This window comes from Bradyrhizobium sp. USDA 376 (genome assembly GCF_054063675.1).
The window spans coordinates 4,674,732-4,692,595 of sequence record NZ_JBSSGN010000001.1 but is presented as its reverse complement, the minus strand read 5'-3'; the positions used below and the strand labels follow the sequence as shown (position 1 = coordinate 4,692,595).

At 65.3% G+C, this 17,864-nt stretch carries 17 protein-coding genes; 10 read left to right on the top strand and 7 right to left on the bottom strand.

Translation table 11 applies throughout. The features are described 5' to 3' along the window. Positions 1-171 precede the first annotated feature (171 nt). The 3 genes from ACVJ19_RS21930 to hpaR form a co-directional block, all read right to left on the bottom strand. Complete coding sequence (locus tag ACVJ19_RS21930) at positions 172-1,695, bottom strand: UxaA family hydrolase (RefSeq protein ID WP_453951069.1); 1,524 nt, start codon at positions 1,693-1,695, stop codon at positions 172-174. A 182-nt stretch (positions 1,696-1,877) separates the two neighbouring features. After that, complete coding sequence (locus ACVJ19_RS21925) at positions 1,878-2,654, bottom strand: HpcH/HpaI aldolase family protein (protein WP_453951068.1); 777 nt, start codon at positions 2,652-2,654, stop codon at positions 1,878-1,880. Between the two features lie 238 nt (positions 2,655-2,892). Beyond that, complete coding sequence (gene hpaR, locus ACVJ19_RS21920) at positions 2,893-3,411, bottom strand: homoprotocatechuate degradation operon regulator HpaR (RefSeq protein ID WP_453951067.1); 519 nt, start codon at positions 3,409-3,411, stop codon at positions 2,893-2,895. Between the two features lie 104 nt (positions 3,412-3,515). Between hpaR and hpaH the strand changes: the two genes are divergently transcribed. From hpaH to ACVJ19_RS21890, 6 genes are all read left to right on the top strand, one after another. After that, a complete protein-coding gene (gene hpaH / locus ACVJ19_RS21915; RefSeq protein WP_456739427.1) occupies positions 3,516-4,322 on the top strand; it encodes a 2-oxo-hept-4-ene-1,7-dioate hydratase in 807 nt (268 codons plus the stop codon). A 32-nt stretch (positions 4,323-4,354) separates the two neighbouring features. Further along, a complete protein-coding gene (locus ACVJ19_RS21910) occupies positions 4,355-4,753 on the top strand; it encodes a 5-carboxymethyl-2-hydroxymuconate isomerase (RefSeq protein ID WP_453951066.1) in 399 nt (132 codons plus the stop codon). After that, a complete protein-coding gene (gene hpaE / locus ACVJ19_RS21905) occupies positions 4,746-6,284 on the top strand; it encodes a 5-carboxymethyl-2-hydroxymuconate semialdehyde dehydrogenase (protein ID WP_453951065.1) in 1,539 nt (512 codons plus the stop codon). Before ACVJ19_RS21910 ends, hpaE begins: the two co-directional genes overlap by 8 nt. Positions 6,285-6,393: 109 nt before the next feature. Continuing rightward, complete coding sequence (gene hpaD, locus ACVJ19_RS21900) at positions 6,394-7,377, top strand: 3,4-dihydroxyphenylacetate 2,3-dioxygenase (protein ID WP_453951064.1); 984 nt, start codon at positions 6,394-6,396, stop codon at positions 7,375-7,377. A gap of 175 nt (positions 7,378-7,552) precedes the next feature. Further along, entirely contained in the window at positions 7,553-8,422 is an 870-nt protein-coding gene (locus ACVJ19_RS21895) for a fumarylacetoacetate hydrolase family protein (RefSeq protein WP_453951063.1), read from the top strand. A gap of 25 nt (positions 8,423-8,447) precedes the next feature. Then, positions 8,448-10,073: a thiamine pyrophosphate-dependent enzyme gene (locus ACVJ19_RS21890; RefSeq protein ID WP_453951062.1), complete on the top strand. Its 1,626-nt coding sequence runs from the start codon at positions 8,448-8,450 to the stop codon at positions 10,071-10,073. A gap of 89 nt (positions 10,074-10,162) precedes the next feature. On the opposite strand, the gene alkB is transcribed toward ACVJ19_RS21890, so the two are convergent. From alkB to ACVJ19_RS21870, 4 genes are all read right to left on the bottom strand, one after another. After that, a complete protein-coding gene (alkB, locus tag ACVJ19_RS21885) occupies positions 10,163-10,816 on the bottom strand; it encodes a DNA oxidative demethylase AlkB (RefSeq protein ID WP_453951061.1) in 654 nt (217 codons plus the stop codon). Between the two features lie 9 nt (positions 10,817-10,825). Then, positions 10,826-11,572, bottom strand: a complete 747-nt coding sequence (locus tag ACVJ19_RS21880) for a 2OG-Fe(II) oxygenase (RefSeq protein WP_453951060.1) — start codon at positions 11,570-11,572, stop codon at positions 10,826-10,828. A gap of 170 nt (positions 11,573-11,742) precedes the next feature. Then, complete coding sequence (locus ACVJ19_RS21875) at positions 11,743-12,429, bottom strand: DUF2848 domain-containing protein (protein WP_453951059.1); 687 nt, start codon at positions 12,427-12,429, stop codon at positions 11,743-11,745. Further along, positions 12,422-13,783 (bottom strand): amidase, encoded by a 1,362-nt coding sequence (locus ACVJ19_RS21870; protein ID WP_453951058.1) that lies wholly within the window; start codon positions 13,781-13,783, stop codon positions 12,422-12,424. The genes ACVJ19_RS21875 and ACVJ19_RS21870 overlap by 8 nt, the downstream gene beginning before the upstream one ends. Before the next feature lie 177 nt (positions 13,784-13,960). Here ACVJ19_RS21870 and ACVJ19_RS21865 point away from each other — a divergent pair, with 177 nt between their 5' ends. From ACVJ19_RS21865 to ACVJ19_RS21850, 4 genes are all read left to right on the top strand, one after another. Further along, positions 13,961-14,374 (top strand): Zn-ribbon domain-containing OB-fold protein, encoded by a 414-nt coding sequence (locus ACVJ19_RS21865; protein ID WP_453951057.1) that lies wholly within the window; start codon positions 13,961-13,963, stop codon positions 14,372-14,374. Between the two features lie 3 nt (positions 14,375-14,377). Continuing rightward, on the top strand, positions 14,378-15,517 hold the full coding sequence (locus ACVJ19_RS21860; RefSeq protein WP_453951056.1) for a thiolase C-terminal domain-containing protein: 1,140 nt from the start codon (positions 14,378-14,380) through the stop codon (positions 15,515-15,517). 137 nt (positions 15,518-15,654) lie between these two features. Then, complete coding sequence (locus ACVJ19_RS21855; protein WP_211410256.1) at positions 15,655-16,569, top strand: SDR family NAD(P)-dependent oxidoreductase; 915 nt, start codon at positions 15,655-15,657, stop codon at positions 16,567-16,569. A 113-nt stretch (positions 16,570-16,682) separates the two neighbouring features. Further along, positions 16,683-17,849, top strand: a complete 1,167-nt coding sequence (locus tag ACVJ19_RS21850; RefSeq protein ID WP_453955180.1) for an SMP-30/gluconolactonase/LRE family protein — start codon at positions 16,683-16,685, stop codon at positions 17,847-17,849. Positions 17,850-17,864: the final 15 nt, after the last annotated feature.

Below are 17,864 nucleotides of genomic sequence, written 5' to 3'. Positions count from 1 at the left end.
ATCCTGTCGAAGGGCAGCGCCCTCGAAGGAGTCGCCCGCATCACCTCACGATTACGGTGCGAAATGTTAATCCCGAGTGACCGCAGGAACTGCTGCGGTCATAGGACACCTACGTATGACTACGTAGGTGTCCGCATCCTGTCATTCCGGCAGCGAGGTGCATCAGCACCGTCACATCGTCGCGCCCAGCACCCAGGGCGCGAACTCGGCGCCGCCGAAATCGAAGCTCTCGCTCTTGGTCGGCTGGCCCGAGGCGGTCTTGAGGATGAGATCGAAGATGCGCTGGCCACATTGCTCGACGCTCTCCTCGCCTTCGAGGATGGTGCCGCAATTGACGTCCATGTCCTCTTCCATGCGCTTGTACATGGGCGTGTTGGTGGCGAGCTTGATCGAGGGCGCGGGCTTGCAGCCGAACACGCTGCCGCGGCCCGTGGTGAAGCAGACGAGGTTGGCGCCGCCGGCGACCTGTCCCGTCGCGGCGACCGGATCGTAGCCGGGCGTATCCATGAACACGAAGCCGCGCTTCGTCACCGGCTCGGCGTAGCGCAGCACCTCGACGAGATTGGTGGTGCCGGCCTTTGCCATCGCGCCGAGCGACTTCTCCAGGATGGTGGTGAGACCACCGGCCTTGTTGCCGGGGCTCGGATTGGCGTTCATCTCGGCGCCTTCGCGCGTCGTATACTCGTCCCACCAGCGCATGAGATCGACCAGCTTCTCGCCGACCTCGCGGCTGACGGCGCGGCGCGTCAGCAGGTGCTCGGCGCCGTAGGTCTCCGGCGTCTCCGACAGGATCACGGTGCCGCCGTGGCGGACGACGAGATCGCTGGCGGCGCCCAGCGCGGGGTTGGCCGAGACGCCGGAATAGCCGTCCGAGCCGCCACATTGCAGCGCCACGGTGAGCTCGCTCGCCGGCACCGTCTCGCGCTTGACCTTGTTGGCATCGGCGAGCGCCTCGCGCACGAAGGCGATGCCTGCCTCGACCGTCTTGCGGGTGCCGCCGACCTCCTGGATATCCATCGCACGCAGGCGACCGGCGAGCTTCTGCTCTTCCATCAGCCCGCCGATCTGGTTCACCTCGCAGCCGAGGCCGAGCACGATGACATGCGAGAAATTGACGTGGCGCGCATAGCCGCCGAGCGTGCGGCGGAGCAATGCCAGCGGCTCGTTCTGCGTCATGCCGCAGCCGGTCTTGTGGGTCAGCGCGACCACGCCGTCGACGTTGGGGAAATCGGCCAGCGGATTGTCGCCGGTGAAGGGATTCTTCTTGAAGACGTCGGCGACGAGGCTAGCGACATGCGCGCTGCAATTCACCGAGGTGAGGATGCCGATATAGTTGCGCGTGGCGACGCGGCCGTCCGGACGGCGGATGCCTTCGAACGTCGCCGGCAGGTCGAAGTTCGGCGTCGGCTTGACGTCGGCGCAATAGGCGTAGTCCTTGGAGAAATCGCCCATGCCGCAGTTCTGCACGTGCACGTGCTGGCCCGGCGCGATCGGAATGGTCGCAAAGCCGATGATCTGGCCGTAGCGGATCACCGGCTCGCCCACCGCGATCGGCTTGATCGCGACCTTGTGGCCGGAGGGAATGCGATCGATCGTGGTCACGCCATCGGCCACCAATGTTCCCGGCGGCAGGCTCGCGCGCGCGATCACCACGCCATCATCGGGATGCAGGCGGATGACGGGGCTGATGGTCATGGTAGATCTCCTTGGGTCTCTTACTTCACCTCTCCCCGTTCTTACGGGGAGAGGTCGGATCGCGCAGCGATCCGGGTGAGGGGCAAGCCGCGCGTTCGATCGTTAGATTGGTTCGTGTTGAGAGAGGCCCCTCACCCTAACCCTCTCCCCGCAAGAGCGGGGAGAGGGAAAGGAGAGAGAGCTTAGGCCTTGCCGGCCGAATCCTTGCGGGTCGCGTTGACCTGCATCTTGGCGTAGGTCGTCATCAGGCCGACTTCGTTCGAGAGCGTCACCAGCTTGAATCCCATGTTGATGGCGCGTGCCGCGCCTTCGGCGCCGCTGCAATGGATGCCGGGGTTGAGGCCGCGCTTGCCGCATTCCCTAATGATCTTCTCGTAGATCGCGAGGATCTCGGGCTCGCTGCGGTCGAGCTTCGGCTCGAGGCCGTAGGAGAAGCCGAGGTCGGAAGGGCCGATATAGACGCCGTCGATGCCTTCGACGTCGAGGATCGCTTCCATGTTCTCGACCGCGGTCTTCGTCTCCATCATCGGCAGCAGCACGATCTCGTCGTTGGCCGTCTTCTGGTAGGAACCGGCGGTGCCGTACATGCCGGCCCGGATCGGGCCGTTGGAGCGCACGCCCTTCGGCGGATATTTCGCATAGGAGACGAGGTTCCGGGCTTCCTGCGGGGTGTTGACCATCGGGCAAATCACGCCATAGGCGCCGCCATCCAGCACCTTGCCGATGATGCCGGGCTCGTTCCAGGGCACGCGGACCATCGGGGTCACCGGGTGCTTGTCCATGGCCTGGAAGCATTGCACCATCGAGAGATAGTCCTGCACGCCGTGCTGCATGTCGACCGTGACGCTGTCGAAGCCGCATTGCGCGACCATCTCGGCCGAGAAGCCGGAGGGAATTGCCAGCCACGCATTGACCACGGCCTTGCCCGACTTCCAGATCTCTTTGACTTTGTTCGCCACGTTGCCTTCCTTCTTTGTTGTTTGGACCGTCGTCACCATGACGAGCGCCGCGTCAGGCGGCGCCGTTATTACCGCGAACCCGATCGCCGCGCTACGCTCGCGATGACGCAAGATGTCATCCGGCAAGGGGGGCATCCGTCCCGGCACCGAGTTTCGAGCGATCGGCTTGGGCGGCACTTTGAGCGAAAAAGCGCGGTCATGTCCATGACAGTTGCCGCGCGGGAGCGCATATCTGCTGTCACTCCTCGGCACTTGCCTCGTTGCCGGCGCCGAGCCCAGCGAGACTGTGTTCGAGCTCGCCAAGCATCTCCTGCAATTCGGCGAGCTTGCGGGCGCCGAACCGGCTGGTGATCTCCGCGTAGATCGCCTCCGACGTCGGCGCCACGGCGGCCATCAGCTTCACGCCCTCCTTCGAGATCGAGACCATGCTGCGGCGCTGGTCCGCCTTGGCCGTCTTGCGCTCGATCAGGTTGCGCGCCTCGAGATCGCGCAGGATGCGCGACAGGCTCGGCCCGAGCAGGAACGCCGTGCGCGCGAGTTCCGTGACCTCGGCGGCCTCGATGGCGGCGAGCGCGCGCAGGATGCGCCATTGCTGCTCGGTGAGGCCGTGCTCGCGCAGCGAGGGGCGGAACTGCCGCATCACCGCCTCGCGCGCCCTGAGCAGCGACATCGGCAGCGAGCGCGAGAAGTCGCGCATTGGCACCTGGCGCGCGGCTGGCGCGCTTCCGTTCGCGGGATCGGCCGGTCTCTTGCTCATGACGCCCCTTCAGACCGCAAAACGTTTGCAGTGCAGCAAACCCAGATTCTGTTTGACGCATTCACTTAACATGTTAAGTAGCACCACGATTTGTAAGATCACGAATGGCGCTTTCCAACGACGATATCCAGGCTTGCGCAAGGCGTCTGCACCAGGCGGAGAAGACCCGCACGCAGATCCGCCAGCTCTCGCAGGAATTCCCTGACATCAGCATCGCCGATGCCTACGCGATTCAGAAGGCCTGGGTCGAGGTCAAGATCACCGAAGGGCGTATCGTCAAGGGCCACAAGATCGGCCTGACCTCGAAGGCGATGCAGAGCGCGCTCAATATCGACGAGCCGGATTCCGGCGTGCTGCTCGACGACATGTTCTTCGCCGATGGCGGCCTCGTTCCGACCGAGCGCTTCATCGCGACGCGCGTCGAGGCCGAGCTCGCCTTCGTCATGAGCAAGCGGCTCGCCGGCCCTGACTGCACGATGTTCGACGTGCTCAACGCCACCGACTTCGTGGTGCCTGCGCTGGAGATTTTGGACACGCGGATCGAGCGCGTCGATCCCAAAACCAAAGCCACGCGAAAGATTTTCGACACCATCGCCGACAATGCGGCGAATGCCGGCATCGTGCTCGGGGGACGGCCGATCCGTCCGCTGGACGCCGACCTGCGCTGGATCGGCGCGCTCTGCTTCAAGAATGGCCAGCTCGAAGAGACCGGCCTTGCCGCCGGCGTGCTCAATCATCCCGCGACCGCCGTGGCGTGGCTTGCGAACAAGATCGCGCCGCTTGGGCTTGCACTGGAGCCCGGTCAGGTCGTGCTCGCCGGCTCCTTCATCCGCCCGATCGAGACCCGCAAGGGCGACACAATTCAAGCCGATTATGGCGCCTACGGCTCGGTGAGTTGCTACTTCGCGTAAACCAACAAGACGACACAGGGAGTGAAACCGCGATGCCGCATTTCACGATCGAATATTCGGCCAATCTCGATGGCCGCCTCGACATCGACACGGTGTGCGAAGTCGTGCGCAAGGCTGCTGTCGAGACCGGCATCTTCCCGCTCGGCGGCATCCGCGTCCGCGCGATCAAATGCGAGCATTATGCGATCGCAGACGCGCGGCAGGATTACGGCTTTCTCGACATGGTGCTGCGCATCGGCGAGGGCCGCGATCTTCCCACGCGGCAGAAAGCCGGCGAGCATGTTTTCCAGGCGCTCTCAAAGCATCTTGATCCCGTCTTCGCCGCCAGCAAGTTCGCTTTGTCGTTCGACATGCAGATCAACGACAAGGATACGAGCTGGAAGCGCAACAACATCCACGACGCCCTGAAGGTGGAGGCCGCCCATGGATAAGCCGACCCCGAAAGCCGATGTGTTCCAGGCCAACCGCGACCGCGTCGCGCCGCTGCTGAAAAACCTGCGTGCCGACGGCATCGGCCACATGATCGACGGCAAGATCGTGCCTGCGATCTCCGGCGAGACGTTCGAGACCAAATCGCCGGTGGATGGCGCGGTGATCGCCAGCGTTGCCCGCGGCAATGCGGAGGATATCGATCGGGCGGCAACGGCCGCGGCCCTCGCCTTCAAGTCCTGGCGCGACATGGGCCCTGCAATGCGGCGCAAGCTGCTGCATCGGGTGGCTGACGCCATCGAGGACAATGCCGACGACATCGCCGTGCTCGAATGCATCGACACGGGACAAGCCTATCGCTTCATGGCCAAGGCCGCGATCCGCGCCGCCGAGAATTTCCGCTTCTTCGCCGACAAATGCGCCGAGGCGCGCGACGGCCTCAACACGCCGAGCGACGAGCACTGGAACATCTCGACGCGCGTGCCGATCGGCCCGGTCGGCGTGATCACGCCATGGAACACGCCGTTCATGCTATCGACCTGGAAGATCGCCCCTGCCCTCGCGGCAGGCTGCACCGTCGTGCACAAGCCGGCCGAATGGTCGCCGGTGACGGCCTCCATTCTGGGAAGGCTCGTCAAGGAGGCCGGCGTTCCCGATGGCGTGCTCAACACCGTGCACGGCTTTGGCGAAGAGGCCGGCAAGGCTTTGACCGAGCATCCCGCCATCAAGGCGATCGGCTTCGTCGGCGAGAGCGCGACGGGATCGGCGATCATGGTTCAGGGCGCGCCGACCTTGAAGCGCGTGCATTTCGAGCTCGGCGGCAAGAACCCCGTGATCGTGTTCGACGATGCCGATCTCGACCGCGCGCTCGATGCCGTCGTGTTCATGATCTACTCGCTCAACGGCGAGCGCTGCACCTCATCCAGCCGCCTGCTGATCCAGCAAAACATCGCGGACAAGTTCATCGAGAAGCTGACCGCGCGGGTGAAGGCGCTGAAGGTCGGCCATCCCCTCGATCCCGCCACCGAGATCGGGCCGCTGATCCACGAGCGGCATCTGGCAAAGGTCTGCTCCTATTTCGATGTCGCGCGCCAGGACGGCGCTGTGATCGCCGCCGGTGGCAAGGCCTATGACGGCCCCGGCGGTGGACACTATGTCGAGCCGACCTTGGTGACCGGTGCGCACGGCAAGATGCGCGTGGCGCAGGAGGAGGTGTTCGGCCCGTTCCTCACGGTGCTGCCCTTCAAGGACGAGGCGGACGCCGTCGCGATCGCCAACGACATCCGCTATGGCCTCACGGGCTATGTCTGGACCAACGACGTCGGCCGCGCTCTCCGCGTCGCCGACGCGCTGGAAGCCGGCATGATCTGGCTGAACTCGGAGAACGTCCGCCATCTGCCGACGCCGTTCGGCGGCATGAAGGCCTCGGGCATCGGCCGCGACGGCGGCGATTACTCGTTCGACTTCTACATGGAAACCAAGCACGTCTCGCTGGCGCGGGGCACGCACAAGATTCAGAAGCTGGGAATTTAGGGAAACAGTCGTTCCGGGACGATGCGAAGCATCGGACCCGGAACCTCGAGATTCCGGGTTCGGCTCTTCGAGCCGCCCCGGAATGACAGGAGACCGAGGGGAAACGCCAATGCCCGTACCGCAACACGTCTTCGAGCCGCCGTTCAACATCATCCGCTCCAGCCACGTCGTGCTCGACGTCACCGATCTGAAGCTGAGCCGCGAATTCTACGAGACCACCGTCGGCCTGCATGTCGAGGACGCCGACGACAAGGTCGTTTACCTGCGCGCCGCAGAGGAGCACCAGCACCATTCGCTGGTGCTGCGCAAGGCGGCCGTGCCCGCCTGCGCCCGGCTCGGCTTCAAGGTCGGCAACGACCGGGATCTCGACAAGGCCGCCGCCTTCCTCTCCGAGAATGGCCTCGCTTACGCCTTCGTCGACCAGCCGTTCCAGGGGCGCACGCTCCAGTTCACCGATCCGTTCGGCTTCCAGATCGAGCTCTATGCGTCGATGGACCGGCGGCCGCATCTGCTCCGCCGCTACGATCTCTACCGGGGCTGCCACCCGCAGCGGCTCGACCATTTCAACGTCTTCGCCGCCGAGGTGCAGGACACCGTCGACTTCTACGCACGGCTCGGCTTCCGCCTCACCGAATATGCCGAGGAGGACGGCCCGAACGGACGCATCGCCGCGGCCTGGATGCATCGCAAGGGTAACGTGCACGATTTCGCGATCACCAACGGCAAGGGCCCGCGGCTGCACCATTTCGCCTACTGGACGCCGACGGCGATGAACATCATCCATCTCTGCGACGTCATGGCCTCGCAAGGCTTCGTCAAGAACATCGAGCGCGGCCCCGGACGCCACGGCATCTCGAACGCCTTCTTCCTCTATGTCCGCGATCCCGATGGACATCGGCTGGAGCTCTACACCAGCGACTATTTTACAGGCGATCACGACCACGAGCCGCTGCGCTGGTCGCTGCGCGATCCGCGCCGCCAGACGCTGTGGGGCGCGCCGGCGCCGCGCTCCTGGTTCGAGCAGGGCTCGCCGTTCAGCGGGCAAGCCGTGCGCGAGCCGAAATTCGTCGCCGACGTGCTGGTGGCGGATTGATGCGGGTGACAAGCAAAACCTCTCTCCCCGTCGTCCCGGCGAAAGCCGGGACCCATAACCACAGGGAGAAGTTTGGCGAAGACTGGTCGTTCGGGATTGTCACCACGCGCTATCGATAAATTCCGCGGTATGGGTCCCGGCCTTCGCCGGGACGACGCAAGGTAATGAGCAGCCGATGACACTCCCTCGCCTCGCCACTTATTCCGTCAAGGGCGCAACCCGCTACGGCGCCGTCCTCGACGGCGGCATCATCGATCTCTCCGCGCGCTACGCAAAAGACTATCCGACGCTGCGCGAGGTGATCGCGGCCGGCAAGCTCGTGAGCCTTGCCGAGGAAGCCGCCGGCCGCGCACCGGATCACGCGCTCACTGAGATCACCTGGCTGCCGCCGATCCCAGCGCCGGAGAAGATCATCTGCATCGGCGTCAACTATCCCGACCGCAACGCCGAGTACAGGGACGGCCAGGAGGCGCCGAAATATCCGAGCATGTTCATGCGCTCGCCCCGCTCTTTCGTCGGCCACGACACGCCGCTGGTGCGCCCGCGCGCCTCGCACCAGCTCGACTATGAGGGCGAGATCGTGCTCGTGATCGGCAAGCAAGGCCGGCACATTGCGGAAAGCACAGCGCTTGACCACATCGCCGCGCTGACGCTGTGCAATGAAGGCTCGGTGCGCGACTGGCTGCGCCACGCAAAATTCAACGTCACCCAGGGCAAGAATTTCGATTCCAGCGGCAGCCTGGGGCCGTGGCTCGTGCCCTACACGCGGGAAGCGCAGATCGCCGACATCCGCCTCACCACGCATGTCAATGGCGAGCTCAGGCAGGACGATCGTACCAGCCGGCTGATGTTTCCGTTCCGCTATCTCATCAGCTATATCTCGACCTTCGCAACGCTCGTCCCCGGCGACGTCATCGTCACGGGCACGCCGACCGGCGCCGGTGCGCGGTTCGATCCGCCGCGCTACCTCAAGCCGGGTGATGTCATCGAGATCGCAGCCGAGGGCATCGGCTCCTTGCGCAACGGCGTCGTCGACGAAGCCTGACCAACAACCGAAGTGGAATAGCAGAATGACCACCCTCACCGGCGGCGAAGCGATCGTAAGCGGGCTTGTCGCCCACGGCGTCGACACCGTGTTCGGCCTGCCCGGCGCGCAGATCTACGGCCTGTTCGACGCGTTCCACCAGGCGCAGCTCAAGGTGATCGGCGCGCGGCACGAGCAGGCCTGCGGCTACATGGCGTTCGGCTATGCGCGCGCCAGCGGCCGGCCCGGCGTGTTCAGCGTCGTGCCCGGCCCCGGCGTGCTCAACGCCAGCGCGGCGCTGCTGACCGCCTATGGCTGCAACGAGCCTGTGCTGTGCGTGACCGGCCAGGTGCCGACGCAATTCCTCGGCAAGGGCCGCGGCCATCTGCACGAGATGCCGGATCAACTCGGGACCTTGCGCACCTATGTGAAATGGGCCGACCGCATCGAGACGCCCGGCAACGCGCCGACCACGGTGGCGCGCGCTTTCCAGGAGATGACGTCCGGCCGGCGCGGCCCCGCCTCGGTCGAGATGCCCTGGGACATCTTTACCCAACGCGCGGATACAGCGGCTGCACAGGTGCTGGAGCCGCTGCCCGCACCATTGCCCGATCCTGATATGATCAGGCAGGCGGCCGCGCTGATCAAGAATAGCAAGGCGCCGATGATCTTCGTCGGCAGCGGCGCGATCGATGCAGGCGAGGAGATCCTCGAGCTCGCCGAGATGATCGATGCGCCCGTGGTCGCCTTCCGCAGCGGCCGCGGCATCGTGTCCAATGCGCATGAGCTCGGCCTCACCATGGCCGCCGCCTACAAGCTGTGGCCGAACACCGATCTCATGATCGGCATCGGCACGCGGCTGGAGCTGCCGACCATGTCGCGCTGGCCGTATCAGCCCGCTGGCCTGAAGAGCATCCGCATCGACATCGATCCCGTCGAGATGCGGCGGTTCGCTTCCGACACCGCGATCGTCGCCGATGCAAAAGCCGCGACCGCCGATCTTGCCGCCGCCGTGCGCAAGGCCGGCTACAGCAAGACCGCCGGCCGCCGCGGCGCGATCCGCGAAGCGACCGCGGCCGCGCAGGCCGAAATCCAGCGCATTCAGCCGCAGATGGCGTATCTGAACATCCTGCGCGAGGTGCTGCCGGCGAACGCGATCGTCACCGATGAATTGTCGCAAGTCGGCTTCGCCTCCTGGTACGGCTTTCCGATCTACCAGCCGCGCACCTTCATCACGTCAGGCTATCAGGGCACGCTCGGCTCGGGTTTTCCGACCGCGTTGGGCGCCAAGGTCGCCAACCCGGACAAGCCTGTGGTCGCCATTACCGGCGACGGTGGCTTCATGTTCGGCGTGCAGGAACTCGCCACCGCCGTGCAGTTCAACATCGGCGTGGTGACGCTGGTGTTCAACAACAACGCCTATGGCAATGTCCGCCGCGACCAGCGCGAGCGCTTCGACGGCCGCGTGGTGGCGTCGGATCTGGTCAACCCGGATTTCGTCAAGCTCGCGGAGTCCTTTGGCGTTGCCGCGGCGCGCGTCACCGCGCCAGATCAGTTCAAGGCGGCGATGGAGAAGGCGCTTGCCCATGGCGGGCCGTATCTGATCTCGGTCGAGGTGACCAGGGATTCGGAGGTCAGCCCGTGGGCGTTCATTCACCCGCCGAAGCCTTGATGTCGTTCCGGGGCGGCTCGCAGAGCCGAACCCGGAACCTCGAGATTCCGGGTTCGACGCTTCGCATCGCCCCGGAATGACGAGCAGCGTCACCGCGTCCTGCGAAACGTCAAATTGACCCGTTTCCTTCCCAGCAACGCATGCTCGCCTTCCGCGAGTGGCGCGACGCCGTGATAGGCGAGCCTGCTCGGCCCGCCCCAGACCACGACATCGCCATGCACGAGCCGGAAGCGGCGCGGCTTGTCGCTGCGCGCCATGCCGCCGAACAGGAAGGTCGCGGGCAAGCCGAGCGAGACCGAGACGATCGGGGCGGAAAAATCCAGCTCGTCCTTGTCCTGATGCAGCGACAGCCGAGTGCCGGGCTCGTAGCGATTGACGAGGCAGGCGTCGGGGGCGAAGCCGTCAAAGCCGCCCTGCTCCGCCGCGCGGCGGGCGAGATCGCAAAACACCGGCGGCATCGCCGGCCATGGCGCGCCGGTTCGCGGATCGATCGGATCGTAGCGATAGCCGGTGTGATCGGTGATCCAACCGCGCTCGCCGCAATTGGTCATGGCCACCGACATCTGGTAGCCACCGGGCGTGGTCATCCGCCGGAACGGCGATTGCGCCGCGATGGCGCGCACGGCGTCGATCAGCTCGCTTTCGATCGGCTTGACGAAGCCGCGCAGCAGCACGGCGCCGTCGGCGATCTCCTCGCGCGGCGGCTGCGCCTCGGCGACATTGTCGAACAGATCACCCGTCAATCGCAGTGCTCATTTGGCATCATGGAAGATCACACCCAACGTGTGGCGCTGACCGGACCTGATCCGGCTGACGCCATGGCGGAGATTAACGCGGTAGGTGCCGCGTGTCCCCTGCACCGGGCGGTGATGCACAGCGAAGGCGACCGCATCGCCCTGCGCAAGCGACACCACCTCGGCGCGGGACTGCATGCGCGGGCGCTGCTCGGTCAGCACGAACTCGCCGCCGGTGAAATCGCGTCCGGGCTCGGACAAGAGGATCGCGACCTGGAGCGGGAACACGTGCTCGCCATAGAGGTCCTGGTGCAGGCAATTGTAGTCGCCGGCCTCATATTGCAACAGCAGCGGCGTCGGCCGCGCCTGCCCCGCCTCATGGCAGCGCTTGAGGAAGGCCGCGTGCGCTGTGGGATAGCGGATGTCGATCCCCATCGCCTCGTTCCAGCGATTTGCGACGGCTTGAAGATGCGCGTAGAGCGCCGGGCGGAGCTGTGCGATCAGATCGGGCAGCGGATAGGAGAAATACTTGTACTCGCCGCGGCCAAAACCGTGACGGCCCATGACGATGCGGCTGCGGAAGTGCGCGTCGTCCGGGTAGAGCGCGGCCATGCCGCGGCATTGGTCGGGCGTCAGCAGACCCTTCAGGACGGCGCTGCCCTGGGCGTCGAGCTCGGCGGTGATCTGCGGCCAGTCGAGGGCGTCGACGTGGGCGGCGAGGTCAGCTCCAAAGTCAGGAGCGGCAACACGTTTAGCAATGGCCATAGCGATATCCCATCCACATCCGTCATTCCGGGGCGCGACGAAGTCGCGAGCCCGGAATCCATAACCACGATCGGGAGTATGGATTCCGGGCTCGCGCCCAAGACGCGCGCCCCGGAATGACGGACATGGGTGTCGCAGATGGCGGCCGCCACAACCACCCGATTTCCGACCTACCCCCTCACCGGCAACGTCACCACGTCATAGCCGTGCCTGATCGTGCGCTTCAGCACGGGATCCTCGAGCTCGAAGTCGAAGCGCTCCGCCGGGCGGATGCCGCCCTTGGCCGCAAACGTTCCGCCGAACATGGCGCAGCCGTCCGGGAACTTTCCAGCCGCAAAGCCGCGTGCGATCAGCTCAGTGACCGGCAGCATCGCATCCAGCGTGCCCTCCTGGTAGAGCACGCGCTCGCCCTTGATGGTGGCATAGGAGCGCAGGATCATCCTGTCCCAGTGGCCGATGACGTCCTCGAGCTCCCACAGCGTCGAGGCGATCGGCTTGTCGCACATCTGCTTGGAGACCGTGACGTTATAGGCCTCGACCTTGCGGTCGGTGTGGTCGGAGCCGCAGCCGACGAAGATGCGGCCCTGCCAGCCGATCAGCACGAACTCGACCTCACCGGATGAATCACCGCCGGTGCATTCGATGCGGTCTTCCTGGGTCAGCCGCCGCGCCGAGGCGCGATAGTAGATCGGCGTCGAGGCCGGCGGGGCGATGCCCATCTCCTGCAGCTCGGCGATGTGCTTGTCGCGCGCGACGGGATCGCGGCCGGTCCAGCCGGCGATGACCATCTGGTCGATCGCGAGCGTCAGCGGCGTGGTGGCGTCCTGGGCGTCGACGGTAAAGGTGAGATCAAACACGAATGACGGCCTCCATGCCGGCAGCAAGTTCAAAGATACGGCGGTCCGAGCCGCCCGCGCCCGCCAGCATCAGGCCGACCGGGACGTCGCCCTCGCGATGCGCGGGCAGCGAGATGGCGCAGCCGTCGATCATGTTGATCAGGGTGCAATTGCGCAGCGCGCGCAGGTTTTCCCTGGTGAACGCCTTGTCGTCGGCGAGATCGGCGATCTTCGGCGGGGTGTTGGCGGTGGTCGGCAGCACCAGCGCGTCATAGGGCGCGATGCGGGCATTGACGCGGGCGATCAGCGAGCGGCGCTCGTTGAGGAGATCGATGTAGTCGGCCGCGCTCTGCGCCTCGCCGCGCATGATGCGCACGGCGACCCTGGGATCGTAGACGTCGCCCTTGGCCGTGATGAGATAGCGGTGCCAGGCGTAGCTTTCGGAGGCGGCGAAGCCGCCCTTGGCGTTCATCGGGCCGATGTCGTGGAATTCGGCCATCTCGATCCGCTCGATGATGGCGCCGTGATCGGCGAGCGTCTTCAGCGCACGCTCAAAGGTCTCGGAGACCGCCGCGTCGAGATCGTCGAGCGCGATCGTGGTCGGCACCGCGAGCCGCATGCCCTTCACGGGCCGCGGCTTCAGCGCGACGATGGGCTCGTTGGCGAGCACGGCATCGAGTATGGCACAGCAGCTGACCGATCGCGCCAGCGGCCCGATGCTGTCGAGCGAGAAGGACAGCGGCACTGCGCCGTCCAGCGGCACGCGGCGCTGCGTCGGCTTGTAGCCGACGATGCCATTGAAGGCCGCCGGAATGCGGCATGAGCCGCCGGTGTCGGTGCCGAGCGCGCCATGCGCCATGCCGTCGAGCACGGAGACCGCGGCGCCCGAGGAGGAGCCGCCGGGCACATGGCCCAGACCTTGGCCCTCGGCCCGGTTCCAGGCGCCTTTCGGCGTGCCGTAATGCGGATTGATGCCGATGCCGGAATAGGCGAACTCGGTCATGTTGGTGCGGCCGATCAGCACGAAGCCGGCCTTGCGCAGCCGCGCGACCGCCGCCGCATCGTGCTCCGCCGGATCGGAATCGTCGAGCGCACGGGAGCCGGCGCGCGTGGTCTGTCCCTTGATGTCGAACAGATCCTTGATCGAGATGGGAATACCGGCATAGCGCGACGGCGCCGCCTTGACCTTGCGCAGGGCATCCATGGCGTCGGCGGTCGTCAGCGCCGCGTCCTTGTCGACATGGATGAAGGTGCGCTGCCCCTCGCCGGCGGGATCGGCGATCCTGGCGATGCAGGCTTCGACCAGCTTGCGGGAGGTGGTGCGGCCGCTTTCGAGGTCGTCGGCGAGCTTCGCCAGTGTCGGAAAATCGGGCATGTCTGTCTCACGGAATATTGGCGCGCGCAATCTATAGCGCTGGCTCAGGCCGACACAAGCATTGTGCGCATGATGGCATGCATGCGCATTGCTGGACCGTTGACGCACGATGGTCGATTGTCGCATCAAGATCGAAACAGGCGGGCGCGAAGCCTGCCCCTTGGGAGGCGTTCCGACATGGCCGAACCGCAGCGCGCGCGACCGAAACCGACGCCGGAGACCCAGCATTTCTGGGACGGCACCAAGGCCGGCGAATTGCGCCTGCAACGCTGCGACGCCTGCGCGCATGTCTACTTCCCGCCGCGCCCGTTCTGCCCGTCCTGCGCCTCGCGCAAGGTCAGCATCTTCAAGGCGAGCGGCAAGGGCTTGCTCTACAGCTACGTGATCAACCACCGCCCCGCCGCGCCCGGCTTCACGCCGCCCTACGCGATCGCGGTGGTCGAGCTCGCCGAGGGCCCGCGGATGATGAGCAACATCATCGACTGCCCGCAGACGCCGGAAGCCCTCGAGCTCGACATGAAGCTCGAGGTCGCTTTCCAGGAGCTGGACGACAAGATCACCCTTCCCGTTTTCCGTCCGGGGAAGGGGTAAGCCATGCGCAGGAACCAGGTTGCCGTCGTCGGCGCGGCCGAGACCACCGAGCTCGGCGTCATCCCCAACGCCTCGCAGCTCCAGCTGCATGCGGACGCGGCGCTAAATGCCATCGCCGATGCCGGACTGAAGCTGTCCGACATCGACGGCTTTGCCACCGCGGTCGAAACGCCGCAGCAGGTCTGCCACTATCTCGGCATCAAGCCGACCTGGGTGGACGGCACCTCGGTCGGCGGCTGCTCGTTCATGCTGCACGTCCGCCACGCGGCCGCCGCGATCGAGGCGGGTCTCTGCAAGACCGTGCTGATCACCCATGCCGAGAGCGGCAAGTCGATGATCGGCAAGCTGCCGCGTTCGACGCCGCCCGACAGCCTCAACGGCCAGTTCGAGGCGCCCTACGGGGTCTACGGCCCGCCCAGCATGTTCCCGATCCCCGTGCTGCGTTTCATGAGGACCTACGGCATCACGCATGAGCAGCTGGCTTCGGTCGCCGTGGTGCAGCGGGAATGGGCGGCGAAGAATCCGCGCGCGATGATGAAGGACCCGATCACGGTTGCCGACGTGCTCAACTCGCGCATGATCGCCTATCCATTCCGCCTTCTTCAGTGCTGCCTCGTCACCGACGGCGGCGGCGCGCTGATCCTGACCTCGGCCGACCGCGCCAGGGATTTTCCGACGAAGCCCGTCTACATCATGGGCACCGGCGAGAGCGTGGAGACGCCGATGGTCAGCCAGATGGAGACGTTCAACTCCTCGCGCGCGTTCAAGACGGCGGGGCCGCTGGCGTTCAAGGAGGCCGGCATCGCGCACAAGGACGTCGATCATCTCATGATCTACGACGCGTTCGCGCATCTGCCGCTGTTCGGGCTCGGCGATCTCGGCTTCATGCCCTATGAGGAGACCGGCCAATTCATCGCCGCCGGCAACACGCGCCCCGGGGCCAAGCTGCCGCTCAACACCAATGGCGGCGGATTGAGCTACATGCATTCCGGCATGTACGGCATGTACGCGCTTCAGGAAAGCGTGCGGCAGATGCGCGGGATTGCACCGGCGCAGGTGCCGAATGCGAAGATTTCAGTGTGCCACGGCGTCGGCGGCATGTTCGCGGCATCAGGCACGATCGTGTTTACGAACGAGAGGTAGCTACTGTCATTCCGGGATGCGCCGAAGGCGCAGGCCCGGAATCCATACTCTCGATGGTGGTTATGGATTCCGGGCTCGCGCCAAGAGGCGCGCCCCGGAATGACGGCGGAATTTGGAACGGCTAGCGGAGAACCCACATGACAAAATCACTGCAAGACAAGGTCATCATCGTCACCGGCGCAGGCCGTGGCATCGGGCGCGAGATCGCGCTGCTGTGCGCCGGCGAAGGCGCCAAGGTCGTGGTCAACGATCCCGGCGGGGCTGCCGACGGCGCCGGCTCGAACGCGGCCCCGGCCGAAGAAGTGGTCGAGGAGATCAAGAAGCGCGGCGGCACCGCGGTCGCCAATTTCGAGTCGGTGGCCGAAGCGATCCCCGCCAGCAAGATCGTGAAGACTGCGACCGACCATTTCGGCCGGCTCGACGGCGTCGTCAACAATGCCGGCATTTTGCGCGACATGATCTTCCACAAGATGAGCGTGGAAGCGTTCGAGGCCGTCATCAAGGTGCATCTGATGGGCTCGTTCTATGTCAGCCACGCCGCGGCGCGGATCTTCCGCGAGCAGGAGAGCGGTTCCTTCGTGCACTTCACCTCGACCTCGGGCCTGATCGGCAACTTCGGGCAGGCCAACTACGCCGCGGCAAAACTCGGTATCGTCGGGCTGTCGAAGTCGATCGCGCTCGACATGGGCCGCTTCAACGTCCGCTCCAACTGCGTCTCGCCGTTCGCCTGGACGCGCATGATCGGCACCATCCCGACCGAGACCGACGCCGAGAAGGCGCGCGTCGAGAAGATCAAGCAGATGGGGCCGGAGAAGATCGCGCCGCTGTGCGGCTACCTGCTCGGCGATTCCGCCAAGGACGTCACCGGCCAGATCTTTGGCGTGCGCATGAACGAGATCTTCCTGTTCAGCCAGAACCGGCCGATCCGCTCGGTGCAGCGGAGCGAAGGCTGGACGCCGCAATCGATCGCGGAACACGGCATGCCGGCGCTGAAGGGCTCGTTCTACAAGCTCGACCGCTCCGCCGACATCTTCACCTGGGATCCCGTCTAGCCGGTCCCGGCTTTGCTGCATTGCGATCTCCGGTTGCCCGGCCGGGGATCGCCCGCTTTACGCCCGATTGCCAGCGGATGGTTTCCTCCCAAACAAAAATATGGGAGGCGACTATGACGAAGCCACTGACCATTTCTGCCGAACCCAGCGAGCCCTTTCTCGCGCGCCGCACCCTGCTGAAGGGCGCGGCGGCCGCAGTTGCGGCGACGGGCGTTTCCGTGAACGCGACCTTGGCAGCCTCCGTCGCGCCCTTGGGCCAGACGGGCGCACCGACGAGATCGACGGCGCCATTGCCCTTGGGTCCACTGCCGGGGAGCCGCTACCCTGACTCCCACCTGGAATCCGCCAAGAAGGGACCGCCGTCATTCGGGCCCCCCGGTTTTCCGGCCTTCGCCGGCACCATGGCCGTCGAGCGCGTCGCGACCGGCTTTCGCTGGGCTGAGGGACCGGTGTACTTCGCAGCCGGACGATACCTGTTGTTCAGCGATATTCCGAACAACCGCATCATGCGCTTCTCGGAGGATGACGGTCACCTCAGCGTCTACCGCCAGCCCTCGATGAACTCGAACGGCAACACCATCGATCGCGAAGGACGCCTGATCACATGCGAGCATAGCGGCCGGCGCGTGACGCGGACCGAACTCGACGGCTCGATCACCATCATTGCGGACAAATTCAACGGCAAGCGACTGAATTCGCCCAACGATGCGGTCGTCACGGCCGATGGCGCGATCTGGTTCACCGATCCCGCCTACGGCATCGGCGGCTTCTATGAGGGTATCAAAGCCGAACCCGAGCAAGAGAAAAAGAATGTCTACCGGGTCGACCCCAAGTCCGGAGAGGTCAAGGTCGTGGTCGACGATTTTGTGGAGCCCAACGGGCTCGCCATCTCACCCGACGAGAAGAAGCTCTACATCTGCGACACCGGCTTCACCGATGGGCCGGACAACCCTTCGCATATCCGCGTGTTCGACCTCGACGTCGCCGGGGGGAAGGCATCGAACAGCAAGGTCTTCGCTGACATGCCAAAGCCTGGTATCACCGACGGCGTCCGCTGTGACACCGAGGGACGGGTCTGGTGTTCGGTCGGCTGGGGCGACCCGAACGAAGACGGCGTGCGCTGCTATACGGCATCGGGCGAATTGCTCGGCAAGATCCATATTCCGGAGACCGTGGCAAACCTGTCCTTCGGCGGCCAGCAGCGAAACAGGCTTTATATTTGCGGCTCGACATCGCTCTATGCCGTCTACACCAGTGTGCAGGGCGCGATGAAGCCTTGACCGAACAGCGAGTGG

Coding starts and splice junctions, on each gene's coding strand:
- ACVJ19_RS21930 (WP_453951069.1), bottom strand. CDS start 1,695: ATGACCATCAGCCCCGTCATCCGCCTGCATCCCGATGATGGCGTGGTG.
- hpaR (WP_453951067.1), bottom strand. CDS start 3,411: ATGAGCAAGAGACCGGCCGATCCCGCGAACGGAAGCGCGCCAGCCGCG.
- hpaH (WP_456739427.1), top strand. CDS start 3,516: ATGGCGCTTTCCAACGACGATATCCAGGCTTGCGCAAGGCGTCTGCAC.
- ACVJ19_RS21910 (WP_453951066.1), top strand. CDS start 4,355: ATGCCGCATTTCACGATCGAATATTCGGCCAATCTCGATGGCCGCCTC.
- hpaE (WP_453951065.1), top strand. CDS start 4,746: ATGGATAAGCCGACCCCGAAAGCCGATGTGTTCCAGGCCAACCGCGAC.
- hpaD (WP_453951064.1), top strand. CDS start 6,394: ATGCCCGTACCGCAACACGTCTTCGAGCCGCCGTTCAACATCATCCGC.
- ACVJ19_RS21895 (WP_453951063.1), top strand. CDS start 7,553: ATGACACTCCCTCGCCTCGCCACTTATTCCGTCAAGGGCGCAACCCGC.
- ACVJ19_RS21890 (WP_453951062.1), top strand. CDS start 8,448: ATGACCACCCTCACCGGCGGCGAAGCGATCGTAAGCGGGCTTGTCGCC.
- ACVJ19_RS21880 (WP_453951060.1), bottom strand. CDS start 11,572: ATGGCCATTGCTAAACGTGTTGCCGCTCCTGACTTTGGAGCTGACCTC.
- ACVJ19_RS21870 (WP_453951058.1), bottom strand. CDS start 13,783: ATGCCCGATTTTCCGACACTGGCGAAGCTCGCCGACGACCTCGAAAGC.
- ACVJ19_RS21865 (WP_453951057.1), top strand. CDS start 13,961: ATGGCCGAACCGCAGCGCGCGCGACCGAAACCGACGCCGGAGACCCAG.
- ACVJ19_RS21860 (WP_453951056.1), top strand. CDS start 14,378: ATGCGCAGGAACCAGGTTGCCGTCGTCGGCGCGGCCGAGACCACCGAG.
- ACVJ19_RS21855 (WP_211410256.1), top strand. CDS start 15,655: ATGACAAAATCACTGCAAGACAAGGTCATCATCGTCACCGGCGCAGGC.
- ACVJ19_RS21850 (WP_453955180.1), top strand. CDS start 16,683: ATGACGAAGCCACTGACCATTTCTGCCGAACCCAGCGAGCCCTTTCTC.